Source organism: Halobaculum sp. CBA1158 (assembly GCF_021431925.1).
In the GTDB taxonomy this organism is placed as follows: domain Archaea; phylum Halobacteriota; class Halobacteria; order Halobacteriales; family Haloferacaceae; genus Halobaculum.
Window position 1 is genome coordinate 2527975 of the sequence record NZ_CP090371.1, and the last position, 24363, is coordinate 2552337.

Sequence of the window (24363 nt, forward strand, 5' to 3'; positions counted from 1 at the left end):
CGGCCGTCCCGGGACCGTTAAGTGCTCGTCGGCGATACCGTCGGCCGTGAGACACCGACTGCGGCGCGCGGGGGGATTCGCCGTCGTCGCCTCCGCGGTCCTGGCCGCGCCGGCGTTGGGCCCGGCGGCGGCCGCGCCGTTCGCCGCGGTCGCCGTCCTCGCGGCGTTCGTCGTCGAGGAGGGACGCCTGTTCGAACTGTTCGCCCGTCCCGGCGACTACGAGGACCGCCGGCTCAACGGGCTGGCGGGCTTCGCGCTGGCCGCGACCGCCCTCGGCGTGTTGACGGCGCTCCCGCAGTCACCGATGCCGACGACGGTGTACGCCGCGGCCGTCGTCTCGGTGGCGTACGGCGTCCTCGGTCGGGAGTTCGTCCGCGAGTCGACGGGCGACGAGTTCGCGATGACGACGGCGTTCGCGCTCGCGGCGTTCCTCGCGGCCGTCGTCGGGCAGGTCGCGGTCGCGGTCGCCGCCGAGTCGTTCGCGCTCGCGACGCTGCCCACGTTCGTCGTCCTCGCGGCGACGGCCGCCCTCGTGGCCGCGCTGCTTCGCTCGGTGCTGTTCCCCCGCGACGACCCCATCGTGATAGTGTCGGTGGGGTTCCTGTTGTGGGTGCTGTCGGCGCTCTCGGAGGCCGGCGGCGTCGCCACGTCGCCGTCGGTCGTCGCCGTCGGCCTCGCCGTCTCGGTCGGCCTCGGCGTCGTCTCGTACGTCCTCGAGACCGCCTCCGTCTCTGGGATGCTCACCGGTGTCCTCCTGGGATTCACAGCGGTCGTCCTCGGCGGCTACGGCTGGTTCGCCGTGCTCATCTCGTTTTTCGCCGTCGGCGGTCTCGCCGCCAAGTTCCGGTTCGAGGAGAAGGACGACCGCGGCGTCGCCGAGGGCAACGACGGCGCGCGCGCCGCGGGCAACGTCCTCGGCAACGCCGGCGTCGCCTTAGTCGCCGTGGCCGGCTTCGCGGTCGCCCGGGCGGTCGTCCCCGACTCGGCCGTCCCGACGCTGTTCGCGTTCGCGTTCGCCGGATCCGTCGCGACGGCGATGGCCGACACGCTCTCCTCGGAGTTCGGCGGGCTGTTCGACACGCCGCGGCTCGTCACGACCCTCCGACCGGTCGAGCCCGGTACCGACGGCGCGATCACCTGGCAGGGCGAACTCGCGGGCGTCGCCGGCGCGGGGCTCGTCGCCGCAATCGCGGCGCTCGTGATGCCGCTCGGGACGAGGGTCGGGGTCGCCGGCGTCGCCGGCGGGTCGGCCTCCGTCGCGGTCGCACCGGTCGCGGGCGCGGTCGTCGCCGCCGGCGTCGTCGGCATGACCGTCGACAGCCTCCTCGGGGCGACCGTCGAGGGCGACCGGCTCGGGAACCAGGCGGTGAACACGCTCGCGACGCTGTCGGGCGCGCTGTCGGGCGTCGCCCTCGCGGTCGCCGTCGGCGCGGCGTCGGTGCCCGCGGCGTCGACGCTCGCGGCCGCTTTCGACGCCGCGGCGCTGGCCGTCGGCGTCGCCGCGGCGCTCCCCGTGTCGTGACGATCCGCCCCGGTCGCCCGGCCGACGAGCCCGCCCTCCGCGCGCTTCAAGCGCACCTCCGCGAGCCGAGCCCGTCGCTGTTGACTCACGGGCTCGCGACCGGGCGCGTGCTCGTCGACCGCGTTCCGGCCGAGGGCGGCGACGCTCGAGACGCCGACGGGGTCCCCGTCGGCTACGTGCTCCCGGTGGACGGCGACGGAATTCACGTTGCGGAGCTGGTCGTCCACCCCGAACACCGACGGGAGGGTCGCGCGACGCGCCTGCTCTCGCGCGTGCTCGCGAGGACACAAGAGCGGGTCACGCTGCTGGTCGCCGCCGACAACGACGCCGCGCGGGCGCTGTACGACGACCTGGGGTTCCGACCGGTCGAGCGCCGCCCCCGCTTCTACGACGACGGGACGGACGCGATCCTGCTGGCGAACGATCCGTGAGTACGGTCGCGAACGAACACGGCTCGAACGGCTCGAACGACTCGGACGGTGCAGACGGCCCGGACGGCCGTCCAGTCACGCGCGGCTCGAGGCTCGCCGTGGCGACTCACTCGGGCCGCGCCGCGTAGTAGCGGTACGCCGGTCCGGCGAGCAGGAGGAGGCCGGCGAGGCCCGCCGTCGCGACCAGTCGTGGATCGAACGCCTCCGAGAGTCCGTCGGTCGCGATCCGACCGGCGGACGCGCCCGCGACCGTGCCGGCAACGGCCCACGGAAGCTCGCCGATGGCGCTCCCGAGCACGAACGGCACGGTCTTGACGCCCGCGAGGCCGGCCCCGACCGAGACGGCGTCCGACGGGATGGGGAGCAGTCGCGAGGCGGCGACCGAGCGCGTCCCGCCGGCGACGGAGACGGCGCGCTCGCCCGCGCCGACCAGTCGGTCAACGGCCGCCCCGGCCCGTCCGCCGCCGCCGACGATCCCCCCGCCGCCGTCGATCCGGCCCCGGCGCGCGAACAGGAACGGCGGGACGGAGGTGAGCACCATGAGCCCGAGCGACAGCGGGGCCGCCGCGAGACCGAACCCGTATCCCGCCAGGACGGCCACGAGCGTCACCGGCCACGCCAGTATCGGTCGCACGATCGCGAGTCCGATCAGCACCGCGAGTAGGCGAACGGGATCGGCGACGATCCACGACACGCGGTCGAGTACCGCCGCCGGCGACGTGAGGACGGCCGCGAGGAGGACGCCGGCGGCGATCGCGCCGCCCGCGAGCACGCGACGATTCACGGTCGTCATCGGTCGCTCGGGGGAATAAGGGGTACGATCCCAGCGCGATCGACCGTCGCCGCGGCCGTCGGACCGGGCCGTCCCGGAAACGGTAAAGCCCGCCGCCGGCAACGCACGACGACGTGCCACCGGAAGACGACCGGGCGAGGGATCGTGGCGAGGCCCGGAGCCGATCCGAGACGGTCGAGCTGGCGGTCGACCTGCTGGATCACCTGGCGGACGACGAGCTTCCGCTGCCGGAGCTGCTCGACCGGCTGGAGACGGTGACGACCAGCCCGGCCGTCACCCGGGAGGCGCTGGAGGAGGCCGAACGCCGGGGGGTCATCGAGCGCGAGGATGCCGTCGTCCGCGTTCACGGCTCCGGGACGGTCCGACTCGACTCGCGAGTGATCCGCCGGGAGGGCGACTTCTCGTGTCGCCGGTGCGGCGCTGGGATCACGACGGGCCACTTCCTCCGGCTCGACGCCGGCGAACTCGGGCCGTTCGGCTCCTCGTGCATCCGGAAGGTGACCGGTCGAGAGGAGTAGCGAGGGAGACGGTCGTACCGCGGTGCCGAGGCGTCGCGCCGTCTCAGCGACCGCGACGGAGCTCCTCGATGAGCTGTTCGATCAGCTCGGTGTGGCGCTCCAACTGCTCGGCCTGTCGCTCGACGGTCTCGCGAAGCAGCGCGACCTCCTCGGCGACGTCGTCGGTCGGCTCGGCCGGCTCGAAGCCGGTGTCGCCGAAGCTGTCCCCCTCGGTCGCCGCGTCGCCGCCGCGGTCGGTCGCGGCGTCGGGGTCCGGCCGAACCTCCGTCGCCGCCGCCGTGCCGCCTGCGTCACCCACGGCGTCGCCGCCCGCGTCGCCGCCGGCGGAGGCGGTGGCCGCGGGAGAGTCGTCGGCCCGTTCCCCGTCTCGGGCCGACGGATCCTCGACACGGTCGCCGGCGGCGTCGACCTCCGCGGGCTCGGCCGAGAGGGGGTCGGGACCGCTCCCGAAGTCGGTGCGGTCGACCGACTCGTCTGCCTCGTCGTCGCCCTCGGCGGCGGCCGCGAGCGCGCGGAACTCCTCCAGGCTGTCCACGTCATAGTGGGTCACCAGCGCGTCGGTCAGCGTCTCGCGAACGTCGCGAGCGCGATCGCTGGGGGCCTTGAACCGCTCTTGGCGGCCGTTCGCCGTCAGGACGACCGAGGTGGCGACGCTCCCCTCCTCGAAGTCGAGGTCGGTCACGTCGTCGTAGTGGAACTCCTCGTAGTCGGCGTCCCAGACGGCCGCGCCGACGTGCTTCACGAGGCGCGCGGAGGTGACGACGAGGGTGAGCTCCGAGAAGCGGAAGGTCCGCTCGACTGTCTCGCCCGGCTCTGTGATCCCGGCCGCCGAGAGGACGCCCGCGAGCACGGGGTGGAGCACGTCGTCGAGTTTCCCCCGCGGGACCGAGAACGACCGGTCGCCGTCGAGGCCGTACTCGAGGCTGAACGTCGCCTTCCTGCGCGACTCGGAGACGGCGACGCGCTCGGCGTCGTGCGGGTACTCCTCGACGGATTCGTCCGAGAGCAGCCCCTCGGCGCGGTAGACGAGGGTGCGGGTCGGGGTGACGAACAGTTCGTCGTCACCGCCGAGGTGGACGCGGGCGACCGGGCTCTCGTCGCCCAACTCCCCCTGGACCAGTTCCGGCAGAGTCATACCTCCGTTTCGCCCGCCGCATGGCTTAAACCCGGCGGGTACGCCGGTCACGCCCGCGATACTCCGGCGGTCTCACGACATCAGTAATATCGGCGCTGTCGCCGTCACGTCGCTGTCACCGTCGCAGTCCCGTCGCTGTCGTCGTCGACCCCGGCGGGACCTGTCAGGATCGCCATCGGCGTTCGGTGGTCTTCGTCGTCGGCCTCGCCGTCGGTGTGTCCCGGCGTGTCGAACCCGTTCGGGATGGGAAGGTTCAAGAGTGCGACCACCCGACGTGGACGTGAGCCGGGGTGGCTTAGCTGGACATAGCGCCGCACTCATAGGGTTTCGAGATTCGGTGCGGAACGCCTTGGAAGCCTCCGCCCCAACGGGGCCCGCCGAGCCTCGTACCTGGGTCATGCGGAGATCGTGGGTTCGGAGCCCACCCCCGGCACTAGCTTTCGACTGATGAACTCGTTTCGGCTACCGACGGGTCTCCTCCTACGTCCACATCTAGAGGTATTCCGACGGATCGTCCGTCGCGAGCGGATACTGGTCGGAGATATCTCCGTCACCCGGAATCGGACGCGGCAGGTCTAGAATGCCGTCGTCGTCATCGTCGGTCCCGTCGAAGGCCGAGTAGTAATTGCCGAGTCCTCGTTCGTCGTCAAACACAGTCGGTTGCCCATTCTGGATGCGGATGTCGCCGTCGCGGAACGCGTTCACGACGATCCGGTCTGCGCCGTATCCGTCGATGAAGAACTCGATATCGGCCTCTTCGGCTCGAAAGACGTTGCCTTCTAGGCGTGCCAGACCGAAGTCCCCGCCGTCGACGATCCGGCCGAAAATCGTCGAGTTCAGGATGCTCGATTCGCCACCTCCCGAACTGGCTGTGACCGCGGTCCCGTCTCCGTCCGGGCGTATCTCCGAGCGCCGGATCGTGAACTCCCCTGCTGAGCCGTTCACGATTGTGATCCCATTGTCGAACCTCGTATTCGATATCTCTCCTCCTGAAAAGGACGACGTGGAGTCCCTGAGCCGCACCGGGGAAGTAAACCGACTGTCCTCTACGGCCACCTCCTGGACGTCGATCGGACGTCGGAACGTGCAATCTTCGGCTTCGAGTATCCCGATCTTGAGCACGAACTCGCTCAGATCTTCTCGGACCCCCGAAACCGAGTCCGACGAGATGGGAGCCGCGTCGAACACCGTCTCGTATGCGTCTATCTTCGTCCCGATCTGTGCACCCCCCTTCCACCCCCGGGTCGGTACGTTGTAAGTGGCATACGAGAGTGACCAGCTCGCGTCGGAGTACACGAACCCATTTTCGCGGAGCGGTTCGACGGTGACGTGCCAGTAGTCGACGGCGTTGCCGCTCATGGATATCTCCTGTTGCGGGCCATCGATCGCGACCGTCGTCTCTTCCCTACCGGCGCCGACCAGCGTCAACGACTTCTCGATGTCCAGGTCGTCCCCGCCGAAAGTCACCTCGTACGAACCACTCTCGATCCCGATCACGTCGCCGTCTTGTGCGACCCGATACGCCTCTTGGAGCGTCTCGTAGTCCCCGTCACCGGAGTCGTCGACCACGAAGCGTGGTTCAGGTGCCGTCGGTTCGGGTGTAGCGGTCGGTGTCGGATCGGGCGTGGGGGTGTCGTCTCGTCGCTCTGTCTCGGCCGGTGTCGGTTCTCGTCGCTCGTCCGCGAGTTGACTGCGAAGGCCGGCACAGCCGGTGAGAAGACCGATGCCGGCCGCACCGCCGTACTCCAGTACTCTTCGTCGTCTCACGTGTCACTACCGTCATATGTATCCAAATAAGTATTATCGTCAGATTATAAATTCAGATAATCAGTACTTGGGGTCCGGCCGTTCGGACGCGTCACTAGGTGGCTCCGCGGCCCGGGACGGCCGATGTGTGTACCCCCAGCCGTGTCACTCCGCGTCGGCCGCTTCTTCCTCCTCGTCCTCGTCGGAGAGGTGCTCCCACACCTCCGCACAGCCGCACCCGTCCTCGAGATCGTCGAGATGAGAAGTGTCGACGTCCTCGTCGCCGTATCGATCGTCAGTCTTCTGTTCTGCCATCGAAGAAGTACACGTACCCTATCCACATAAACCAGCCACGCCCGACCAAGCCTCACCGGCGCTCCCCAGTACCGTACGATATTGCCGGTATCGAACACGATGGTGAGCGATCGATCTGTCCGCAGTCACCCGATCGGGCGGGATAGAGGTGTCACCGGAAGCGTCGGCGGTTGCGACCGGCGACGAGGGTATGTCCGCCGGTCACCTCCGTCCGGCCATGAGCGTCGCGATCCGCGTGCTCGACGACGGCGCGTGGGTGTCGGTGAACGACGAGCGCCGCGTCAGCGTCAGCGAACTGTGGCGCGTCGCCGGCGGCGACGAGGCGGTCTGTGCGTGCGACTGTGCGGACTTCGTCGTTGAGGGCTTCACCGGGGTCGGGGCCGACGGCCGCACCGTCACGGCGGACGTGTACGGCCAATGTATCCGGTGCGGGCAGTCCGCGAACGTCTCCGGGCTCGCGGTCGGACGCATCGTCGGCGGGGCGTTCCGGTCGATAGCGGGGGAAGCGGTGCGGTTCCCGCGGGGCGGGCTCGGCGCGCCGCGGTCGTCGCAAGCGTTGCCGGTTCCCGGTAGCGCCGGGGAGGATTGACGGGGAGGCGTGCTTTAGGGACGTGGGGCGAATGTGTTCGTCCACGAATGCCGACGGACGTCGAAAACTGGAAATCGGAGGTGTACGGCAACGAGATCAGGGAGCACCTGATGGAGTTCGCCGAGGAGGGGTGGGAGTCGATCCCGGAGGACGAACACGACGCCTGGTTCGAGCGCTTCAAGTGGTGGGGGCTGTACCACCAGCGGAACGGCCAGGAGAGCTACTTCATGATGCGGATCGGGACGCCCAACGGCGTGCTGACGCCGGGCCAGACCGAGGTCGTCGCCGACATCGCCGACGAGTACGCCCGCGGCCCCGGGGAGAACCCCGAGTTCGGCGACGCGTACGTCGACTGGACGACCCGCCAGTCGATCCAACTCCACTGGATCCGCCTGGAGGACGTGCCCGAGATATTCGAGAAGCTGGAGGCGAACGGCCTCTCCACCCAGCAGGCGTGCGGTGACTCCTGGCGTAACATCGTCGGCTGCCCCGTCGCCGGCAAGGACTCCAACGAGTTCGTCGACGCGCTGCCGGTCGCGATGGACCTCAACGAGACGTTCAAGGGCAACGACGACCACGCCAACCTCCCGCGAAAGTGGAAAGTGAGCGTCACCGGCTGCGAGGAGGGCTGCGGCCAGGGCGACATCAACGACCTCGCGTTCGAGCCGGCCGAGAAGGACGGCGTGAAGGGCTTCAACGTCCGCGTCGGCGGCGGTCTCTCGCGCAACGAGCCACGCCTCGCCCGCAGCATCGACGTGTTCGTCCCGCCGGAGGACGCCGACGCGGTCGCGGGCGGCATCTCGGCGCTGTTCAACGACCACGGCGACCGCGAGGACCGCTACAACGCCCGGATGAAGTTCCTCACCGACGAGTGGGGCACCGAGAAGATCCGCCGGGTCCTCCAGGAGGACTACGTCGACTTCGAGCTCCAGACCGCCGGCGAGGACCTCCGCGACGAGTACACGTACAACTCCGGGCGTAACGACGACGGCCACCACGACCACGTCGGCGTCCACGAGCAGAACGACGGCAACTACTACGTCGGGCTGAACGTCCTCGTCGGCCGGATGGGCGCGGACGACACCCGTGAGCTCGCACGCATCGCCGACGAGTACGGCTCCGGCGAGGTGCGCGTCACCCAGCGCCAGAACGTCATCGTCACCGACGTGCCCGAGGAGGACCTCGACGACCTGCTCGCCGAGGACCTGCTCGACACCTACGAGCCGGACCCGCACACGTTCATGCGCGGCTCCATCGCCTGCACGGGCACGGAGTTCTGCTCGCTGTCGATCGTCGAGACGAAGAACCGGCAGGTGCGGTACGCCCGCTGGCTCAAGGAGAACGTCGAGGTGCCGGCGGGCGTCGAGGACTTCCACATCCACCTGTCTGGCTGCACCGCCTCCTGCGCGCAGCCGCAGATCGCCGACATCAGTCTCCGCGGGATGAAGACCCGCAAGGACGGCGAACCGGTCGAGGCGCTGGACATCGGCCTCGGCGGCGGCCTCGGCGCAGAGCCGCGCTTCGCCGAGTGGGTCGAACAGCGCGTGCCCGCCGACGAGGTTCCCGGCGCGATCGAGAACCTCCTCGCGAACTTCGAGGAGCGTCGCCAGGGCGACGAGTCGTTCCGCGACTTCGTCGAGCGCACCGACGAGGAGGCGCTCGCCGAACTCGTCGAGCCCGAGGAGACGGACTACGAGGACCCGTACATGCACAACACGAAGATGACGTGGTACCCCTACGCCGACGAGGACGACATGGACGACTCGCCCGCACCGGCGCGCGCGGACGGCAGTCCTATCCCCTCGGACGACTGACCGGGCGGTATGCCCGACCGGCTCATCCGCGTCAACGCCTACACCACCTTCGACCTGCTCGACGGCCACGCCCGCGGCCACGACTTCGACGAGGAGGCGGTCGCAGTGTTGAACGTCACGGCACCGCGCGAGGACCCCGACCACGTCACCCTCGAACTCGAACTCGACAACACGGGGCTGGAGGAACTCCCCGCCCACGCGGAGGGCGTCACCCTCTCGGCGGCCGAGGCGCGCGAACTCGCGGGCGAACTGGAGACGTACGCCGCCCGCGTCGAGGCGGCGACCGACGACGCCTGACGGGATCGACGGCGACCGACGGCGACCGACGACGCCTGACGGGATCGACGGCGACCGACGGCGACCGACGACGCCCGCCGGACCTCGCTCGCGCGGTTCTCAGCGCCGAGAGTCGGGGACGAATCCTTTTGCGTCGCCGACGGCGACGACGGCCCATGTGGGTCCGGGAACGGGACGCGGTCGACCACCTCGCCATCGCCGTCGTGACGCTGTTGGCGTGGATCCACTTCCCGTACCGCTTCGCCGTCTACACCGAACTCCGCTACTGGGCGTGGTGGCTCCAGCGGTGGATCGACAGCTCCCCCGAGCAGGCTGTCGGAGTCGTCGTCGTCGCGGTCGCGATCTGCGGCGGGGCCTTTCTCGCGGGACTCGTGCGCTCGGCGTCGTCGTGAGGCCCGGTCGAACCGTGAACCGCGCCGGGATCGCCGCTTTCTGCGGGCTTGATGTGTCGCCGGCGACGAGCGCCCGCCATGACCGACCGATCCGGCCTCCGGGCGACGCTCCGAGCGAACCCCGCCGGCCATTGGCTGTCGCTCCCGTCGCCGCAGGTCGCCGAGGCGCTCGCGCTCACCGACGCTGACTTCGTCGTGATCGACACCGAACACGCGCCGACGGGCATCGAGACCGTCGAGGAGACCGTCCGCGCGGTCGACGCCGCCGGCGACGGCGGTCGCGACCGCGGCGGCGATGCGTGCGACGACCGCGCTGGCGACGCGTGCGACGACCGCGCCGGCGACGCGTGCGACGACCGCGGCGGCGACGCGTGCGACGACCGCGGCGGCGACGGCGACGCCACGGAGACCGCCCCGGTCGTGCGCGTCGCCTGGAACGATCACGTCCGGATCAAGCGCGTCCTCGATACGGGCGCGGCCGGCGTGATGGCCCCGCAGGTGAACGCCCGCGAGGAGGCGGAGTCGTTCGTCGCGGCCGCGCGCTACCCGCCCGCGGGCCGACGGGGCGTCGCCGGTGCGCGCGCGTCGGGCTACGGCCGGGATCTGGCCGACTACTACGCGGACGCGAACGACCGCGTCGCGACGATCGCACAGATCGAGACCGCCGAGGCGGTCGCGAACGCCGGCGACATCGCCGGCGTCGACGGTCTCGACGCCCTGCTCGTCGGCCCCGCGGACCTCTCCTCGGACCTGGGCGTCTTCGGCGAGTACGGCTCCGAGCGGTTCGAGTCGGCCGTCGGCGACGTGCTCGACGCGAGCGAGATCCCGGTCGGCACGCTCGCCACGTCGCCGACGGAGGTCGACCGGTGGGCGAGCCTCGGCTTCGACTTCCAGATCGTCGGCACCGACGCGGGCTACCTGCTTGACGGCGCGGAGGCGTCGCTGGCGCGGTACGACCGACGCGGCGCGGAGTGAGCGGATAGAAAACCGGCGGGCGGAGAAGCGAGTCGGTGCGCGGGGTCGCCCGCTCAGACCGCGCGGCCGTCCTCGCTCGTGCCGATGAGGTACGTTCCGTAGGTCAACAGCGCCGCCGCGGGCAACAGCGCGAGCCGTGCCGGCGTACCGGCCGTCGGTGAGACCCCGGGGACGAGCAGCAGCGTCCCGACGAGCATCAGGGCCCCGCCCAGGAGCACCTTTCGTTCCATTGCCGGAGGCAAGTCGCCGACTCGTACTAAGGGTTGTCCTTCCGGTTCGTCGGTCCGTCGCCGGGCCGCGGCCCTCACTCGAGATCCGGCGTCCGCTCGCCCGCCGGCACCGCCACGTCGAGCCAGTTCTCCGTCGGCGGCAGCGGACACGCGAACGCGTCCGAGAACGCGCAAAACGGGGTGTACGCGAGGTTGAAGTCCAGCGTCACCGCGTCGACGTCGGCGAGGTCGCCCTTGGGGTGCAGGTCCATGTATCGGCCGCCGTCGTACGTCTGCTGTCCGGTCGTCTTGTCGCGAAACGGGAGGAACAGCGCCCGCGACCCCTCGGCGCGAAGCGCCGACAGCGTCTCCTCGACCGCGTCGCCGTCGGCCGTCGGGACGGTGAACGACAGCGTCGCGACCTCGTGGAAGCGCTCGGCCGTGCCGTTGCGGACGGTCAACTCCGTGGTCTCGAGGTCGTCGTGGACCGTCACGTCCGCCTCGACGCGATAGGCCGGGTTCGGGTCGAAGTAGTCGAGGCCGTCGAACCCGTCGCTGTGTGCGGGGTCGAGCGGTGACTGCGGGTCGCTCGCGAAGAACTCGTCCTTCTCGGCGCGCATCTCGCGGAGCTGTGAGACCCACTCGTCGTCGGGGTCGACGCCGGAGTCGGCGTCCGCGGCGTCGGCGTTGTCGTCGGTCATGTGCGTTGATTCGCGCGCGGCCGGTTCAATCCCGCGTTCCGGCGACCGCCGTCGCCTCCGTCTCCGTCTTCACTCCGTCGCTGCCGCCACCTCTGCCCCCGTCACCGGGGCTCTCGGATGACCGTGTGGCCTCCGACTCGGCCGTGTGGTTTCCGGATCGGAGCGTGGCTGTGCCGCTGCTGTGCCGTTGCCGGGTACTCTCGCGAGAACGCGGGTCGGCTCGACGGGCCGGGTCCGCCGGCCCGCGGTTCGCGTCGTCGTCCGAGTTCGACGACCGGACCGATTCGGCGTCGCTCGATTCCGCCGCGATCGCTGCGCGCTTACCGGCGGGCGAGCAGGGCGGCACCGACGAGCGCGACGAGGGCGGCGACGGCTCCGAAGCCGGGGAAGCTCGTCTCAGTCGACTCGGTGGTTTCGGTCGTCCCGTCGTCAGCGGCGGTCGTCTCGGGTGCCTCAGTCGTCTCGGGTGCCTCGGTGGTTTCGGAGGCGTCGGTGGTCTCGGTCGACGTGTCGCCGGTATCGACGGTCACGTACGCGGTGTCACCGACCGGCTGGCCGTTGTCGTTCGTGTACGGCGCGTCCTCGCTGGCGTTGAACGACTCGCTGCCGTTGTTCATACGGACCTCGGCGACGACGACCTGGCTGCGCTCGAAGGCGGGCGACACAGAGAGGGTGACGTTCTCGTGCGTGCCGGCGTCGAGCGCGTCGCTGGTGGCGACGATGGCGCTGGAGGCGTTGTAGACGACGATGAATCCGCCGTCGGGCAGCGTCGCGGAGTCGATCGTCACCTCGTCGGTCGCGGTCTGGTCGTCGATGCTTACGGATGCGGTTCCGTTCTCTTGTGCGACGGCGACGCCGCCCGTCAGGGCGACGGCACCGACCAGCACGGAGAGCAGTACGAGCGCGGGGAGTGCGTGTCGAGTGGTCATCGGTATCTGAGTGCTCTCGGCGTCTGCGATGCCGGAGGTGCCTCGGGTTTCACGACAGACACGAAAGAACCCGTCGCTCGCGAACGTGATAAGATGGCATACGGCGTGGGGATCGGTGGCTGATCGCGAGGGCGTGTGGCGGCGGACGCGCGGGGGCGACGGCCGCGTTCTCCCCGCCGCGATCCGCCCGGAGTTAAGCCTCGGCCGCTCGTGGACCCGACGATGAGTTCGGAGTCAGGGTCCGGCGACGGTCGCGTGCCGCAGCCATCGGAGGAGGGCGTGCGCGCGCGGCGTCCGCTGCCGGCCCGGATCCGCCGATGGGTACTGCTCACGGGGAACCGCCGGCTCGTCGCCGCGGGGCTCGTCGGCGTCGTTCCGCTCGTCGTGATCCCGCTGTCGCCGTACTCGGCGGTCGAGGTGACCGGCCTGTTCACGCGGTCGAACACGGCTCGGCTGTTCGACACGCTGCTGTCGGGGGTCATCCTGCTGGTGTCGATCGTCGTCTCGGTCGCGTCGCTGGTCGTCTCTCAGGAACTGTCGCCCGTCGGCCAGCAGCGCGACCGGATCGAGCGCGCGACCGAGTTCCGGCGGGAGACCGAGGAGCTACTCGACGCGTCGATGGCCCCGGCGCAGATCGGTGACTTCCTCCGGGCGGTCGCCGGTGCCGTGCTGTCGGCCGCACAGGACCTCCAGTCGGCCGTCGAGGACAACCCCGGCCACCCGGGGCTCGACGAGGCGACCGACGGGGACCCGACCGGCGAGGTCGCTCGACTCGTCGAGTTGGCCGACGCCGAGGCCGAGCGCGCCACCCGGGGACTCGACGGGAGCGAACCCGGGAGCATCGGCGTGCTGTTGGCGACGCTGGAGTACGACTACGCCGCCCAACTACACGCCCTGCGCGGCTTCCGCGCGCGCCGCGAGGAGGAACTCCCGGCGGCGGCCGAGGACGCCGTCGACGGGATGGTCGAGGCGCTCCAGCGGTTCGCCGCCGCCCGCGAGTTCGTCAAGTCGCTGTACTTCGAACGGGAGTTCGCCCGCCTCTCGCGGGACCTGCTGGTGGTGTCGATCCCCGTCATCGTCGGCATCTCATACGTCATCCTCGCGGTCGACGTGGCCGACATCACCGGCCGGACGCTGGGCGTCTCGAACCTGCTCGTGTTCATGACGGTCGGGTACGCCGCCGCGTTGGCACCGTTCATGACGCTCACGTCGTACGTGCTCCGGGCGGCCACCGTCGCGCTACGGACGCTCTCGGCGGGACCGTTCGTCCTCGACGCCGACGGCTCCGCGGGTCACGCAAACGAGGAGTGAGCCGGCGGGGCGACGGCCGTCCTACAGGAAGTCCTCGATGTAGTCGGCGACCTCGTTGGGGGTGTCGCCGACGGGGACGCCCGCGTCGTTGAGCGCGCCGATCTTCGACTCGGCGGTGCCGGTGCCCGACCCGGAGACGATAGCGCCCGCGTGGCCCATGCGCTTGCCCGGCGGGGCCGTGCGGCCGGCGATGAAGCCGGCGACGGGCGTGTCCATGTTCTCGGCGATGAACCGCGCGGCCTGCTCCTCGTCCTCGCCGCCGATCTCGCCGCACATGACGACGGCGTCGGTGTCGGGGTCGGCCTCGAACGCCTCCAGCGCGTCGACGAAGGAGGTGCCGATGATCGGGTCGCCGCCGATGCCGATGGCGGTCGTCTGGCCGATGCCGCGCTCGGTGAGGTTCGAGACGACCTGGTACGTGAGGGTCCCCGACCGGGAGACGAGCCCCACGTTGCCGGCCTCGAAGATGTTGCCGGGGAGGATGCCGAGCTTCGCCTCGCCGGGCGTGATGATGCCGGGGCAGTTGGGACCCAGCAGTTGCGTGTCGACCTCCGAGAGGCGCTTGTTCACCTTCGCCATGTCCTGGGTCGGGATCCCCTCGGTGATGGCGACCACGAGGTCCAGATCCGTGTCCAGCGCCTCGAAGACGGCGTCGCCGGCGAACGCCGGCGGGACGAACACGACCGAGGCGTCGGCGTCCTCGGCGTCGACGGCCTCGTCGACGGTGTCGTAGACGGGGACGCCGGCGACCTCCTCGCCGCCCTTGCCGGGCACAGCGCCCGCGACGACGTTCGTGCCGTACGCCAGCATCTGTTCGGTGTGGAACTTGCCTTCCCCGCCCGTGATGCCCTGCACCACGACGCGGGTGTCGTCGTCGACGAAAATGCTCATTGGGTCACCTCCTGTGCGTTCTTGACCGCACGCTGCACCGCGTCCTCCAGGGTCCCCTCGACCTGCACGAGGTCCTCGTTGAGGATCTCCATTCCCTCCTCGGCGTTCGTCCCCGCGAGGCGGACGACGACCGGCTTGGGTATCTCGTCGAACTGCTCCAGCGCCTCGTTGATCCCCTTGGCGACCTCGTCGCCGCGGGTGATCCCGCCGAAGATGTTGAACACGACCGAGTCGACGTTCTCGTCGGAGAACACCATGTCCAGCGCGTTCGCGACGCGCTCGGCCTTCGCGCCACCGCCGACGTCGAGGAAGTTGGCGGGCGAGCCGCCGTAGTGGTCCACGAGGTCGAGCGTCGTCATCACCAGGCCCGCGCCGTTACCGATGATGCCGACGTTGCCCGACAGGCGGACGTAGTCGAAGCCGTACTCGTTGGCCTTCGCCTCCAGCTCGTCGCCGGCGGCCTCGTCTTCCATCTCCGCCAGTTCGGGCTGGCGGAACAGCGCGTCCTCGTCGATGTTCATCACAGCGTCCGCGGCGACGACCTCGCGGTCGGCGGTGACCATGACGGGGTTGATCTCGATCTCGGAGGCGTCCTTCGACTCGTACAGGTCGTACAGCGTCCCCAGGATCGACGCCACGTCCATCGCCACGTCGCTCGGGATGCCGGCCTCGAAGACGACCTTCCGGGCCTGATACGGGTGCAGGCCGAACGCGGGGTCGATGTGCTCGCGGGCGATCTTCTCGGGCGTCTCCTCGGCGACGGACTCGATGTCGACGCCTCCCTCGGTGGAGACCATCGCGACGGGCTCGCCCTCGTTGCGGTCCATCGTGATGCCGACGTACAGCTCGTTCTCGAAGTCGACGCCGGCCTCGACGAGGACCGTGTCGACGGTGTAGCCCTTGAGGTCCATCCCCAGGATGGACTCGGCGGCCTCGCGCGCCTCCGCCTCGCTCGTGGCGATCTCGATGCCCCCAGCCTTCCCACGTCCGCCGACGTGGACCTGCGCCTTGATGGCCGCCGGGTAGCCGATCTCGTCGACCGCGTCCATGACCTCGTCGACGGTGGACGCGAGCCGCGAGTCCGGGGTCGGGATCCCGGCGTCGGCGAAGACCTGCTTCGCCTGATATTCGTGAAGTTTCATGCGTGTGGGTAGGGGCCACTCGGGAGGTTAAATCCCGCCGATTCCGGTCGCGTTCGCGGCCGTGCCCGGATCCGCGTTCGCGGCGGCGTCCGACCCGACTCGTCCGGGTTGGCGGCGGCCGTCTCACTCGGCGGCCGCCTGGCCGACCGCGGCGAGAGCCAGTCCGACGACCGTCGCGAGACCCGACCACTGCACCGCCGGACTGAGCGCGAACTCGTTGCATCCGTCGGTGTACCGCACCGTCGGCGGGACCCCCTCGATCCCGAGGATCGCGTACTCAGTCAGGCGACGCGCCCCCGGACAGAACGCGTCGGTGCCGCCCCACGCGACCCCGACCGTCACCGCCGAGACGACACACACGAACAGTCCGGCCGCGAAGGTCGTCGCGCCGACGTGCCGGAGTGACATACGAAGGCGTGTATCGCGGCGGACGATTTCACTCCACCGGTCGCCAGCGGCGACGGTCTCACCCGAGGGGATCCGTGCGTTTCCGCCGTCGCCCGGAGTTAAGTCCTCGCGGCCGGACATCGATCCCATGCGCGCGGTTCGATTCCACGAGCACGGCGACGAATCGGTCCTCCAGGTGGAGGAACTCGACCGGCCCGACCCGGCCCCCGACGAGGTGCTCGTCGAGGTAGCCGCCGCGGGCGTCAACCCCGTGGACACGTACTTCCGCGAGGGCTCTTACGAGCCGTACGGTCTGCCCGCGATCCCGGGCGTCGACGCCGCCGGCGAGGCCGTCGCTGTGGGCGAGGCCGTCGAGGGGGTCGCCGTCGGCGACCCGGTGGTCGCGACCGGGCTCTCCTCGACGATACCGGGCGGGTACGCCGAGTACGTCGCCGTCCCCGACGACCGATTCGCCGTGCTGCCGGCGGGGGCGGACCTCGTCGCCGCCGGCGGCGCGGGCGTCGCCGCCGTCACCGCCTGGCGAGCGCTGATCCAGCACGCGACCCTCCGGCCCGCCGAGACCGTGTTGATCCACGGCGGCTCCGGCGGCGTCGGCCACGCCGCCGTCCAGGTCGCGGCCGCGACGGGCGCACACACGATCGCGACGGCCGCCGAGGGCTACCACGACGCCGTCCGCGGGCTGGGCGCGGACGCCGTGTTCGACTACGGCCGCGACGATCTCGCCGCGGCGATCACCGACGCCGCCGGCGGCGACGGCGTCGACGTGATCCTCGATCACCGCCTCGACGAGTACCTCGGCTTCGACGCCGAGGTCGCCGCCCAGGGCTGTCGCGTCGTCGGCATCGGCGAGAACGACCCCGCGATCGGCTTCCCGAACTCCGCGGCCGCCCGCGGCACGGACCTGAACCTCCAGCTCATGTCGATGTTCAACACGCCGAGCCTGGCGGACGCGCTCGCGGACATCGGGTCGCTGTGGGGCGAGGACGTCTCGATCGAGGTGGCCGACAGCTACGGACTGGAGGAGGCTGCCGAGGCGCAACAGGACGTGATGACCGAGAGCTTCCTCGGGAAACTCGTCATCGAGCCGTAAGGCGAATCGTCGCCGGCGACCTACTCCGTCGCCGCGTAGAACCTGACCAGCCCGCACTCGGGACAGACGACCGTCTCGACGTACGTCCCTTTCAGATCGAGAGCCCCTAACAGCCCTCCCGAGGTGTTCACTCGGAGTCCGTCACCGCTGTACGTCGTCTTGTGGCTCGTCTCGCTCATCTCCACGTCGCAGTCCGGGCAGGTGCGGGTCACCCGACATCGAACGGCCGGTCGGCGGATAACGCTGGCGCGGTCGACGGCTCAGTTCTTCTTCGCGCGGACGGTCTTGCCGCGCCGGACCATGTCCTCGCAGTGGGGACACGCGCGGGGCTGCGTGACGCCTTCGGGCTCGAACACCTTCACGTATCGCTCGGTGACGAACGATTCGCAGTTCTGGCAGGTCGGCATACTCCCTCGGCGGAGCACGCGCGGTAAACGAATTACGGTTGCCGGCGGGGCGATGGCCCGACTGGTGTCCCCGAGTGTCGCCCGCCGGTCACGACGCGAGCAGAACCAGGGGTTGGTCGCCGTCGTCGGACTCCTCGACCTCGACGAGACCGTCGGCGGCGAGGTCGGAAAGGAGACCACGCAGCCACTCTCGCCCGTGCTCCCCATCAGGAGTGTAATCCACTCGGATCCGATGACCGAGCGTGTCCAGGTCCATCTCGTCGTGTTCTCCGAGGAGTCGAACGATCCGTCCGCGGAACTGGCGACGACTCCCCTCGAAGCTCGGTTGTGTCGGAACGTCGGGTGCCGTGAAGTCACCGGTCTGGTAGGCGTGACACCACTCGCGCCACGGGCACCCTTCCTCGTCACACCGCGGGTTCTTTCCGCAGGCGACGCCGCCCAGTTCCATGATCGCGTTGTTCCAGACCCGGGACTCCCCGTCCGGCATGAGCGCCGACGCCGCCCGTTCGAACGCCGAGTCGTCGTCGGGAACGCCGAACGCGCGGTACAGCACCCGCTTGACGTTCGTGTCGACCACGGCGTCGCCGTTGTCGAACGCGAACGACGCGACCGCGTTGGCGGTGTACGGTCCGACGCCCATCAGCTCCTGCAGTTCGTCGGGCTCCTCGGGGAACTCCCCCCCGTACTCCTCGACGACCTGCGTGGCCGCCTCGTGGAGGTACGTCGCGCGGTTGTTGTAGCCGAGGGAGTGGTCCGACCAGAACGCCACCACCTCGCCGCGGTCGGTGGCTGCCAGATCCGACACCTCCGGCCAGCGCTCGAGGAAGTCTGCGTACGCCTCCTCGACCCGAGACAGCTGGGTCTGCTGGCTCATCACCTCCGAGACGAGGATCCGATAGGCGTCGTCGGTTCGCCGCCACGGGAACTCGCGGTGGTCGGCCTCGTACCACTCGATCAGCGCCTCCCGCACCGCCTCGCGGTCGTCGTCGGGGAGGTGTTCGCTCATTGGAGATGGCTGTCCCCGGGCGCGGAAGGTGCTGACGGTTCCCCACGGCGACTGCGTCGCCGGCGCGGTTGCCGCCGGTCGCGTCGCGGATACGTCGCTGTCGCGGTCGCCGTCGCCGTCGTCGTCGCTGTCGCGGTCGCCGTCGCCGTCGTCGTCGCTGTCGCGGTCGCCGTCGTCGTCGCTGTCGCGGGACGGAGCGTAACGGGTATCCGGCGGCCGCCGCTTGCATCGGCCATGAGCCTCGACGACCTCGACGCCGCGATCACCGAAGAGTACGGCGACCTCGACGACGAGGTCGGCGTCGACCTCGATCGCGAGACGAAACACGAACTCGCCCTCCTGGCGGCGGCGCTGGGCACCGACCGCGACGAACTCGTGCGCCGCGGGATCCACGCGCTGTTCCGGCGGACCCTCGACACCGGCGACCTCGATTTCCACCTCAGGCAGGCGTTCGACGTGACGTACGACGAGTACCTGTCGGGGATGACGTACGACGAGATGACCGGCGGCGCTGGCGGCGCGGGCGGGGGCGGCGGCTACCCCGAGCGAAACGACGAGCGTCGCTACCAGCAGTAACCGTTCGGATCGCGTCGCCGACGCGGTTCAGTTCACGTCGCCGACGGCCTCGATCAACAGTTCGGCACCCATCGCGATCTCCCGTTCAGTCACGTCCAGCGGCGGGAGAACGCGGATCACCGTCGACCCGCACGCGAGCGTGAGCAGGCCGCGCTTCAGCGCGGCTTCCTGCACCCCGTCTCGCAGGTCCCCCGACTCGAACTCGACGGCGAGCATCAGCCCCTCCCCGCGCACGTCCGTCACGCCCGAGAGGTCGGCGTCGCGGACGGTCTCTTTGAACTGCTCGCCGCGGACGACCGCGTTCTCTAACAGGTCGTACTCATCGATAGCGCGCAGAGTGAACACGCCCTGCGCGGAGGCGACGACGTCGCCCGCGCCCCACGTCGAGGAGAGACGCGCGCGCTCCTCGGGGAAGGTGTCCTCGTTCGCGATGGTCGCGCCCACGCGCATCCCCTTCGCGCCGGTGATCACGTCCGGCTCGACGGGGTAGTGATCCGAGCCCCACCACTCGCCCGTGCGGCCCATCCCCGACTGGATCTCGTCGGCGACGAGTGGCACGTCGTGGGCCGTCGCGAGGTCGGCGACCTCCTCCATGAACGCCTCCGACGGGAAGCGGTAGCCGCCCTCGCCCTGGATCGGCTCCATGATGATGTACGAGAGCTCGTCGGGGTCGACGTGGCCGGTCTTCGGGTGGAGTTTCTCCCGGAGGACCGAGGTGTCGCCGTCGTCGACGAAGAAGCCGCACGAGCACGTCTCCGGCGAGCAGCCGCGGTCGTCACAGAACGGCACGTCGTGGACGCCAGACATCTCGGGGAACTCCCGACGGTAGACCGACTTCGAGCGATTCAGCGAGAGCGCCCCGAGCGTCCGGCCGTGGAACGCCCCCTCGAAGGTGACGCCGTACGTCCCGCCGCCGGAGGCGTCATAGCAGACCTTGATCGCGTTCTCGACGGCCTCGGCACCCGAGTTCGACAGGAACACGGTGTCCAGTCCGTAGTGCCCGGTCCGCTCGACGAGTTCGTGCATCAGGTCGGCGGGGCCGGGGATCGTCGACTCGCCCGGGTCGGAGCCGTCGGAGACGTAGAAGTCCTGGCCGGCGATCTTCGTCGGGTCGACGAGGTCGAACTCGGCCATCGGCTCGGTGATCTTGGGGTTGTTGTACCCCAGCGGCGCGGCGGCGACGTGGGACGTGAAATCCAGCAGGACGTTGCCGTCGACGTCGGTGCAGAACGGGCCCGCCGATTCGGCCGTGATGTCCCAGACGAAGTCGTACACGTACGTGCTCGTCGCGGCCACCTCGCGGTGGTACGCCGCCCACTCTCGGGCGCGTTCGCCGGGCATCGACCCGACCCGAACCTCGGCGGTGTCTCGGTCCATACCGAGAGTTGGAACACGTGGAAATAAAACCGCCGCAGACTGAGAACGGTTCGAACATTCGGTCCGATGTTGTGTCTGGTACAACTCTTTCGACGGACGACCAGTCCGTGTCGGGTTTTCGGCGTCGCGAACGCGGTCCGATCACGCCCGGCCGCGGCGACCGCGTTCGCGACGCACGAGATCACAGCATCGCCGCCGCGACCGCGACCGCGCCCGAGACGCCCAGCAACGCGATGCTCCAGGCGACCACCCGCCGCCTGAACGCCCGCGGACCGGCGAGCGCGAGTCCCGTCTTGACCGCGACGCTGGAGCCGGTCGCCAGCATCACCGCCAGGGCCGCCTCGGCGGCGGTGACTGTGCCGCCGCGGTACAAAAGCACCGCCGAGGTCGTCGCGCCCGCCGAGGAGACCAGCCCCGAAACGACCGCCGAGGCGTACAGCCCGGCCGTGCCGAACTGGCCCTCCGCGAGCGTGCTCCCCGCGAGGATGAGGAGGAACACAGCGCCGAACGCCAGCGCGTTTCGCAGCGAGAACGGCGACTCGATCTCGACGGGGACCGGCTCGCGCCAGTCGGCGGTGACGGCGGCCACGGCGATCGCGCCGATCGCGAGCGCCGTCAACGGGGCGACGACAGCGCCCAGCACCGGCGCGCCCCCGCCGACGGTGAACGCGACGGCGATTCCGAGGTTCCGCAGGGCCATCGCCGCGTTCGCCAGCAGAACGCCCGCGACCGCATAGGAGACGGCCTCCGCGCGGTCGCTCGCGTGGTCGAGCATCGTACCGACGACGGCCGTCGAGGAGGCGAGCCCGCCGAAGAAGCCGGTGACGGCGACTCCCCGGCCGCCGTAGGTGCGGACCAGCGCGTAGTTCGCGATGCCGATGCCGGCGACGGTGACGACCATCAGCCACGCGACCCGCGGTTCCAGGGGAACCCCGAGGACGGTCCGTTCGCCCGCCGGGAGCAGCGGGTAGACGACGAACGCCAGCACTGCGAACTCCGTCATCGAACGCAGTTCCGTCCGCGAGAGGTCGCCGGCAAACGTGTGTAGCTCCCGCTTCAACACCAACAGCGCCGACGACAGCACCGCGACGGTCACGCCCTCCAGCACGTAGCCCGCGGCCACGAGCGCGCCGACGCCGTAGGCCGCCAACAGCGACATCGACGTGGTGAGCGACAGGGAGTTCCCGTCGCCCGTTTGGAGTCCACGAACCGCGAGCAGCGTCCCCTGAACGATCACCAGCAGGCCACCGACCGCTAGCAGCCACGCTCCCACGGTCGCGTCCGTCGCCAGCAGCGTGAACACCGCGCCCACGAGGCTGGTGAGCGAGAACGTCCGGATCCCGGCGGACTTCTCCGACCACTCGCGCTCCAGCCCCAGAAACAGCCCCAGCGCCGCCGCCAGCGCCAGCCGTACCACCGGAATCGCCGTCGGATCCGTCACAAACTGGGTCGCGCCGCCCGTGCTCATCGGGGTCTATATCACTACATACCGATATATAGTTCTTCGGTCGAGCGACGACGCCACCGCGGCACGCCGTCGTCGATCCGCGGTACTGCTCGTCCCGGCGACGATCCGCGACACGCTTTAGTCGGTTCGCGAGGCGCACACGGTATGGTCCTCTCGGAGGTCGACTGGTCGCGGACGGCGTGGTGGGGAATCGCCGCCGCGCTGACGGCCGCGCTGGTCTACGTCGTCCACTCGTTCGTCGGCACGTTCGTCTTCGGGGTGTTCATCTACTACGCCGCCCGGCCCGTGTACGTGCGGATCCGACGGCGGGTCCCCCAGGAGAGCGTCGCGGCCGCCATCGCCATCTTCGCGCTGGCGCTGCCGGTGTTGCTGGTGGGGGGGTACGCGCTGCTCATCGTCGTCAACCAGGTGCAGGATCTGGTGGGCAACGGCTACCTCGACCAGATCCCCCTCGGTCAGATCCCGCTCGATCAGGACACGCTCGATCTGATCGCCGACCCCGCGACGCTCGCGGCGACCGACTGGACGCAGTACGTCACGGTCGACACCGTCACGGGGATCACCGACTCGCTGTCGGGGGCGGTCGACACGATCGCGTTCCTCGGCACCGGCGCGGTCCACCTGTTCGTCATGCTCGCGCTCGCGTTCTATCTCCTCCGGGACGGCGGCCGCCTCGCCAGCTATCTCGTCCGCTTCACCGACCAGCAGGGCGTGCTCGAGACGTACGGCAGGGCGATCGACCGCGATTTCACCTCCATCTTCTTCGGGAACATCCTCAACGCGATCCTCACCGGGACCATCGGCGTCATCGTCTACTCGCTGCTCAACGTGGTTGCGCCTCCCGGTGGCTCGATCCCCGCGGCCGCGCTCGTCGGCCTGCTCGCGGGCGCAGCGAGCCTGATCCCGATCGTCGGCATGAAGTTGGTGTACGTCCCGGTCGCGGCGTTCCTCGCGGTCCGTGCGGTCGTGACCGACGCGACCGGGACGCTGTGGTTCGTCGGCGTTTTCGTGCTCGCGTCGTTCGTCGTCGTCGACACCATCCCCGACCTCGTCCTCCGGCCGTACGTCTCCGGGCGCTCGCTGCACGTCGGGGCGGTGATGCTCGCGTACACGCTCGGGCCGCTGCTGTTCGGCTGGTACGGGATCTTCCTGATGCCGATCCTGCTCGTGCTCGTGGTTCACTTCGCCCGGATCGTCCTCCCGGAGCTGCTGGCCGGCGAGCCGCTTCGGCCGTACGCGGTCGATCCGTCACATTTCACCGACGAGGGGCCGTTCGTCTACGGGCCGCCGGAGCCGGGACCGGACCCTCCCGCGGAGGGCGACACCGAGGCGGAGTGACCCGCGAGCGACGCGGCGGGGACCGCGCGCATCGGCGCGCCGCCGGTCGGCTCACCACGCACCGCCTCACTCGATGTCGACGTACTCCGACTCCCAGTCGCGTCGCGCCTCGATCTCGCGTCGTCCGCGGCGCGTGAGGGTGTAGTAGTTCGTCCGTCGGTCGCGCTGGCCCTTCTCGACGAGGCCCTTGTCGACGAGCGTGTCGAGGTTCGGGTACAGTCGCCCGTGGTGGATCTCCTTCTCGTAGTACTCCTCCAGTTCCTCCTTGATCGCCAGCCCGTGCGGCTCGTCCTGTCCCGCGATGACGTACAGCAAGTCTCGCTGGAACCCCGTCAGGTCGTACATCGGTAATGTCCGTCTCCGTGTTATTCTGGATGATCAATAAACATACCGACGTGTGAATACCGGCGGCCTTGCGGTCGCTCACGGGTATTTGAGCCATCTGACCGCGATCGGATCTCACTTCGAGTATTGGACACGTCGACGTTCGTGTCAGGGTCTCCGTCCATCCGTTTCCCTCCGATCACGGGACGGCTTTTGGCCGCACGCGACGTGTGTTCCCCTTGGCCGAGGAAGTCCTGTTCAGATCTGAGACGACCCAGGACCGATTCGAGTGACGGGGGACGGGTCGCGTGGCCGCCGCTGACAGTCGTACGGGCGCGGCGTCGAGAACGAAAGGGGGCGCGCCGCGGAAAACACCCGCGGCGCGCCGCCCGAATCGGTCCCCGCTGACGCTTCGGCCCTCCAGACGAAGCGTCACCGTGACTTACCTCGGGATCGGAAATAAAGCTACCGGGGATCGGAACGACCCTACATGTGCTCCTCCTCCAACGCCCAGCCGAGCGCCCGCTTGTAGTGGGTGAACAGTTCGCGGACGCCCTCGTGTCGCATCTCCTCGGAGTCGAGCTGTTCGGCGAGGTACTCGTACTGCTCTCTGATCTCGGCTTCGTCGCGCACGGTCACCGTTGGAGGGGACGCGACTT

Annotated in this window: 30 protein-coding genes and 1 tRNA gene; 13 read left to right on the forward strand and 18 right to left on the reverse strand. The window is 69.8% G+C overall.

All coding sequences use genetic code 11. The features are described from left to right. The first annotated feature begins 46 nt into the window (after positions 1–46). The gene (locus tag Hbl1158_RS13160; protein WP_234297709.1) at positions 47–1522 is read left to right on the forward strand and encodes a DUF92 domain-containing protein; all 1476 of its coding nucleotides are present in this window, start codon (positions 47–49) and stop codon (positions 1520–1522) included. Next, the gene (locus tag Hbl1158_RS13165; RefSeq protein ID WP_234297710.1) at positions 1519–1953 is read left to right on the forward strand and encodes an N-acetyltransferase; all 435 of its coding nucleotides are present in this window, start codon (positions 1519–1521) and stop codon (positions 1951–1953) included. The genes Hbl1158_RS13160 and Hbl1158_RS13165 overlap by 4 nt, the downstream gene beginning before the upstream one ends. A 106-nt stretch (positions 1954–2059) precedes the next feature. On the opposite strand, the gene Hbl1158_RS13170 is transcribed toward Hbl1158_RS13165, so the two are convergent. Continuing rightward, positions 2060–2737, reverse strand: coding sequence for a TVP38/TMEM64 family protein (locus Hbl1158_RS13170; RefSeq protein ID WP_234297711.1), 678 nt, complete (start codon positions 2735–2737; stop codon positions 2060–2062). A gap of 122 nt (positions 2738–2859) precedes the next feature. Between Hbl1158_RS13170 and Hbl1158_RS13175 the strand changes: the two genes are divergently transcribed. Next, a complete protein-coding gene (locus tag Hbl1158_RS13175; RefSeq protein WP_234297712.1) occupies positions 2860–3264 on the forward strand; it encodes a DUF5830 family protein in 405 nt (134 codons plus the stop codon). Between the two features lie 43 nt (positions 3265–3307). Here Hbl1158_RS13175 and Hbl1158_RS13180 read toward each other — a convergent pair whose 3' ends face one another. Both Hbl1158_RS13180 and Hbl1158_RS13185 read right to left on the reverse strand, forming a co-directional pair. Further along, on the reverse strand, positions 3308–4399 hold the full coding sequence (locus tag Hbl1158_RS13180; RefSeq protein WP_234297713.1) for a hypothetical protein: 1092 nt from the start codon (positions 4397–4399) through the stop codon (positions 3308–3310). 104 nt (positions 4400–4503) lie between these two features. After that, positions 4504–4668 carry a hypothetical protein gene (locus Hbl1158_RS13185; protein ID WP_234297714.1) on the reverse strand — a complete coding sequence of 55 codons (165 nt, stop codon included), beginning with the start codon at positions 4666–4668 and terminating at the stop codon, positions 4504–4506. Between the two features lie 15 nt (positions 4669–4683). On the opposite strand from Hbl1158_RS13185, the gene Hbl1158_RS13190 reads away from it, so the two are divergent. After that, positions 4684–4832 (forward strand) — tRNA-Met (locus Hbl1158_RS13190). A gap of 59 nt (positions 4833–4891) precedes the next feature. Here Hbl1158_RS13190 and Hbl1158_RS13195 read toward each other — a convergent pair. Both Hbl1158_RS13195 and Hbl1158_RS13200 read right to left on the reverse strand, forming a co-directional pair. Beyond that, positions 4892–6166: a hypothetical protein gene (locus tag Hbl1158_RS13195; protein WP_234297715.1), complete on the reverse strand. Its 1275-nt coding sequence runs from the start codon at positions 6164–6166 to the stop codon at positions 4892–4894. Positions 6167–6310: 144 nt separating this feature from the next. Beyond that, positions 6311–6460 (reverse strand): hypothetical protein, encoded by a 150-nt coding sequence (locus Hbl1158_RS13200; protein ID WP_234297716.1) that lies wholly within the window; start codon positions 6458–6460, stop codon positions 6311–6313. Between the two features lie 217 nt (positions 6461–6677). Between Hbl1158_RS13200 and Hbl1158_RS13205 the strand changes: the two genes are divergently transcribed. The 5 genes from Hbl1158_RS13205 to Hbl1158_RS13225 all read left to right on the forward strand — a co-directional run bounded on the left by Hbl1158_RS13205 (position 6678) and on the right by Hbl1158_RS13225 (position 10527). Beyond that, on the forward strand, positions 6678–7049 hold the full coding sequence (locus tag Hbl1158_RS13205; RefSeq protein ID WP_234297717.1) for a hypothetical protein: 372 nt from the start codon (positions 6678–6680) through the stop codon (positions 7047–7049). A 47-nt stretch (positions 7050–7096) separates the two neighbouring features. Further along, positions 7097–8863, forward strand: coding sequence for a ferredoxin--nitrite reductase (locus tag Hbl1158_RS13210; protein ID WP_234297718.1), 1767 nt, complete (start codon positions 7097–7099; stop codon positions 8861–8863). 9 nt (positions 8864–8872) lie between these two features. Beyond that, positions 8873–9160, forward strand: coding sequence for a DUF6360 family protein (locus Hbl1158_RS13215; RefSeq protein WP_234297719.1), 288 nt, complete (start codon positions 8873–8875; stop codon positions 9158–9160). A gap of 155 nt (positions 9161–9315) precedes the next feature. After that, the gene (locus Hbl1158_RS13220) at positions 9316–9552 is read left to right on the forward strand and encodes a hypothetical protein (protein WP_234297720.1); all 237 of its coding nucleotides are present in this window, start codon (positions 9316–9318) and stop codon (positions 9550–9552) included. Between the two features lie 78 nt (positions 9553–9630). Further along, positions 9631–10527, forward strand: a complete 897-nt coding sequence (locus Hbl1158_RS13225; protein ID WP_234297721.1) for an aldolase/citrate lyase family protein — start codon at positions 9631–9633, stop codon at positions 10525–10527. A 53-nt stretch (positions 10528–10580) separates the two neighbouring features. Here the strand turns inward: Hbl1158_RS13225 and Hbl1158_RS13230 are convergent, their stop codons facing one another. From Hbl1158_RS13230 to Hbl1158_RS17260, 3 genes are all read right to left on the reverse strand, one after another. Next, positions 10581–10757 (reverse strand): hypothetical protein, encoded by a 177-nt coding sequence (locus tag Hbl1158_RS13230; RefSeq protein ID WP_234297722.1) that lies wholly within the window; start codon positions 10755–10757, stop codon positions 10581–10583. A 74-nt stretch (positions 10758–10831) separates the two neighbouring features. After that, entirely contained in the window at positions 10832–11437 is a 606-nt protein-coding gene (locus tag Hbl1158_RS13235; RefSeq protein WP_234297723.1) for a DUF1684 domain-containing protein, read from the reverse strand. Between the two features lie 320 nt (positions 11438–11757). Beyond that, on the reverse strand, positions 11758–12366 hold the full coding sequence (locus tag Hbl1158_RS17260; protein WP_303647419.1) for a PGF-CTERM sorting domain-containing protein: 609 nt from the start codon (positions 12364–12366) through the stop codon (positions 11758–11760). A 222-nt stretch (positions 12367–12588) separates the two neighbouring features. Here Hbl1158_RS17260 and Hbl1158_RS13245 point away from each other — a divergent pair, with 222 nt between their 5' ends. Continuing rightward, complete coding sequence (locus tag Hbl1158_RS13245; protein WP_234297724.1) at positions 12589–13677, forward strand: hypothetical protein; 1089 nt, start codon at positions 12589–12591, stop codon at positions 13675–13677. Between the two features lie 21 nt (positions 13678–13698). Here the strand turns inward: Hbl1158_RS13245 and sucD are convergent, their stop codons facing one another. The 3 genes from sucD to Hbl1158_RS13260 all read right to left on the reverse strand — a co-directional run bounded on the left by sucD (position 13699) and on the right by Hbl1158_RS13260 (position 16118). After that, positions 13699–14568 carry a succinate--CoA ligase subunit alpha gene (sucD, locus tag Hbl1158_RS13250; RefSeq protein ID WP_234297725.1) on the reverse strand — a complete coding sequence of 290 codons (870 nt, stop codon included), beginning with the start codon at positions 14566–14568 and terminating at the stop codon, positions 13699–13701. Further along, positions 14565–15710 (reverse strand): ADP-forming succinate--CoA ligase subunit beta, encoded by a 1146-nt coding sequence (sucC, locus tag Hbl1158_RS13255; protein ID WP_234297726.1) that lies wholly within the window; start codon positions 15708–15710, stop codon positions 14565–14567. The genes sucD and sucC overlap by 4 nt, the downstream gene beginning before the upstream one ends. A 123-nt stretch (positions 15711–15833) precedes the next feature. Next, on the reverse strand, positions 15834–16118 hold the full coding sequence (locus Hbl1158_RS13260; protein WP_234297727.1) for a hypothetical protein: 285 nt from the start codon (positions 16116–16118) through the stop codon (positions 15834–15836). Between the two features lie 127 nt (positions 16119–16245). Between Hbl1158_RS13260 and Hbl1158_RS13265 the strand changes: the two genes are divergently transcribed. After that, complete coding sequence (locus Hbl1158_RS13265; protein ID WP_234297728.1) at positions 16246–17208, forward strand: NADPH:quinone reductase; 963 nt, start codon at positions 16246–16248, stop codon at positions 17206–17208. A gap of 20 nt (positions 17209–17228) precedes the next feature. Here Hbl1158_RS13265 and Hbl1158_RS13270 read toward each other — a convergent pair whose 3' ends face one another. The 3 genes from Hbl1158_RS13270 to Hbl1158_RS13280 form a co-directional block, all read right to left on the reverse strand. Further along, on the reverse strand, positions 17229–17420 hold the full coding sequence (locus Hbl1158_RS13270) for a hypothetical protein (protein ID WP_234297729.1): 192 nt from the start codon (positions 17418–17420) through the stop codon (positions 17229–17231). Between the two features lie 48 nt (positions 17421–17468). Continuing rightward, positions 17469–17615, reverse strand: coding sequence for a hypothetical protein (locus Hbl1158_RS13275; protein WP_234297730.1), 147 nt, complete (start codon positions 17613–17615; stop codon positions 17469–17471). Between the two features lie 88 nt (positions 17616–17703). Continuing rightward, complete coding sequence (locus tag Hbl1158_RS13280) at positions 17704–18621, reverse strand: A/G-specific adenine glycosylase (RefSeq protein WP_234297731.1); 918 nt, start codon at positions 18619–18621, stop codon at positions 17704–17706. 234 nt (positions 18622–18855) lie between these two features. Here Hbl1158_RS13280 and Hbl1158_RS13285 point away from each other — a divergent pair, with 234 nt between their 5' ends. Continuing rightward, positions 18856–19197 carry a hypothetical protein gene (locus Hbl1158_RS13285; RefSeq protein ID WP_234297732.1) on the forward strand — a complete coding sequence of 114 codons (342 nt, stop codon included), beginning with the start codon at positions 18856–18858 and terminating at the stop codon, positions 19195–19197. A 27-nt stretch (positions 19198–19224) separates the two neighbouring features. On the opposite strand, the gene Hbl1158_RS13290 is transcribed toward Hbl1158_RS13285, so the two are convergent. Beyond that, positions 19225–20574 carry an aminotransferase class III-fold pyridoxal phosphate-dependent enzyme gene (locus tag Hbl1158_RS13290; RefSeq protein WP_234297733.1) on the reverse strand — a complete coding sequence of 450 codons (1350 nt, stop codon included), beginning with the start codon at positions 20572–20574 and terminating at the stop codon, positions 19225–19227. A gap of 181 nt (positions 20575–20755) precedes the next feature. Next, complete coding sequence (locus Hbl1158_RS13295) at positions 20756–22042, reverse strand: MgtC/SapB family protein (RefSeq protein WP_234297734.1); 1287 nt, start codon at positions 22040–22042, stop codon at positions 20756–20758. Between the two features lie 144 nt (positions 22043–22186). On the opposite strand from Hbl1158_RS13295, the gene Hbl1158_RS13300 reads away from it, so the two are divergent. Beyond that, a complete protein-coding gene (locus Hbl1158_RS13300) occupies positions 22187–23380 on the forward strand; it encodes an AI-2E family transporter (RefSeq protein ID WP_234297735.1) in 1194 nt (397 codons plus the stop codon). Positions 23381–23446: 66 nt separating this feature from the next. On the opposite strand, the gene Hbl1158_RS13305 is transcribed toward Hbl1158_RS13300, so the two are convergent. Both Hbl1158_RS13305 and Hbl1158_RS13310 read right to left on the reverse strand, forming a co-directional pair. After that, positions 23447–23725: a PadR family transcriptional regulator gene (locus Hbl1158_RS13305; protein WP_234297736.1), complete on the reverse strand. Its 279-nt coding sequence runs from the start codon at positions 23723–23725 to the stop codon at positions 23447–23449. A gap of 465 nt (positions 23726–24190) precedes the next feature. Further along, positions 24191–24337 carry a hypothetical protein gene (locus Hbl1158_RS13310; RefSeq protein ID WP_234297737.1) on the reverse strand — a complete coding sequence of 49 codons (147 nt, stop codon included), beginning with the start codon at positions 24335–24337 and terminating at the stop codon, positions 24191–24193. Positions 24338–24363 lie beyond the last annotated feature (26 nt).

Bases quoted from the DNA above. Each gene is read 5' to 3' on its own strand.
- Hbl1158_RS13265 (WP_234297728.1), top strand. From the start codon at position 16,246: ATGCGCGCGGTTCGATTCCACGAGCACGGCGACGAATCGGTCCTCCAG.
- Hbl1158_RS17260 (WP_303647419.1), bottom strand. From the start codon at position 12,366: ATGACCACTCGACACGCACTCCCCGCGCTCGTACTGCTCTCCGTGCTG.
- Hbl1158_RS13290 (WP_234297733.1), bottom strand. From the start codon at position 20,574: ATGGACCGAGACACCGCCGAGGTTCGGGTCGGGTCGATGCCCGGCGAA.
- Hbl1158_RS13230 (WP_234297722.1), bottom strand. From the start codon at position 10,757: ATGGAACGAAAGGTGCTCCTGGGCGGGGCCCTGATGCTCGTCGGGACG.
- Hbl1158_RS13280 (WP_234297731.1), bottom strand. From the start codon at position 18,621: ATGAGCGAACACCTCCCCGACGACGACCGCGAGGCGGTGCGGGAGGCG.
- Hbl1158_RS13275 (WP_234297730.1), bottom strand. From the start codon at position 17,615: ATGCCGACCTGCCAGAACTGCGAATCGTTCGTCACCGAGCGATACGTG.
- Hbl1158_RS13305 (WP_234297736.1), bottom strand. From the start codon at position 23,725: ATGTACGACCTGACGGGGTTCCAGCGAGACTTGCTGTACGTCATCGCG.
- Hbl1158_RS13235 (WP_234297723.1), bottom strand. From the start codon at position 11,437: ATGACCGACGACAACGCCGACGCCGCGGACGCCGACTCCGGCGTCGAC.
- Hbl1158_RS13225 (WP_234297721.1), top strand. From the start codon at position 9,631: ATGACCGACCGATCCGGCCTCCGGGCGACGCTCCGAGCGAACCCCGCC.
- Hbl1158_RS13295 (WP_234297734.1), bottom strand. From the start codon at position 22,042: ATGAGCACGGGCGGCGCGACCCAGTTTGTGACGGATCCGACGGCGATT.
- Hbl1158_RS13245 (WP_234297724.1), top strand. From the start codon at position 12,589: ATGAGTTCGGAGTCAGGGTCCGGCGACGGTCGCGTGCCGCAGCCATCG.
- Hbl1158_RS13220 (WP_234297720.1), top strand. From the start codon at position 9,316: ATGTGGGTCCGGGAACGGGACGCGGTCGACCACCTCGCCATCGCCGTC.
- Hbl1158_RS13210 (WP_234297718.1), top strand. From the start codon at position 7,097: ATGCCGACGGACGTCGAAAACTGGAAATCGGAGGTGTACGGCAACGAG.
- sucC (WP_234297726.1), bottom strand. From the start codon at position 15,710: ATGAAACTTCACGAATATCAGGCGAAGCAGGTCTTCGCCGACGCCGGG.
- Hbl1158_RS13300 (WP_234297735.1), top strand. From the start codon at position 22,187: ATGGTCCTCTCGGAGGTCGACTGGTCGCGGACGGCGTGGTGGGGAATC.
- Hbl1158_RS13285 (WP_234297732.1), top strand. From the start codon at position 18,856: ATGAGCCTCGACGACCTCGACGCCGCGATCACCGAAGAGTACGGCGAC.
- Hbl1158_RS13180 (WP_234297713.1), bottom strand. From the start codon at position 4,399: ATGACTCTGCCGGAACTGGTCCAGGGGGAGTTGGGCGACGAGAGCCCG.
- Hbl1158_RS13205 (WP_234297717.1), top strand. From the start codon at position 6,678: ATGAGCGTCGCGATCCGCGTGCTCGACGACGGCGCGTGGGTGTCGGTG.
- sucD (WP_234297725.1), bottom strand. From the start codon at position 14,568: ATGAGCATTTTCGTCGACGACGACACCCGCGTCGTGGTGCAGGGCATC.
- Hbl1158_RS13260 (WP_234297727.1), bottom strand. From the start codon at position 16,118: ATGTCACTCCGGCACGTCGGCGCGACGACCTTCGCGGCCGGACTGTTC.
- Hbl1158_RS13215 (WP_234297719.1), top strand. From the start codon at position 8,873: ATGCCCGACCGGCTCATCCGCGTCAACGCCTACACCACCTTCGACCTG.
- Hbl1158_RS13200 (WP_234297716.1), bottom strand. From the start codon at position 6,460: ATGGCAGAACAGAAGACTGACGATCGATACGGCGACGAGGACGTCGAC.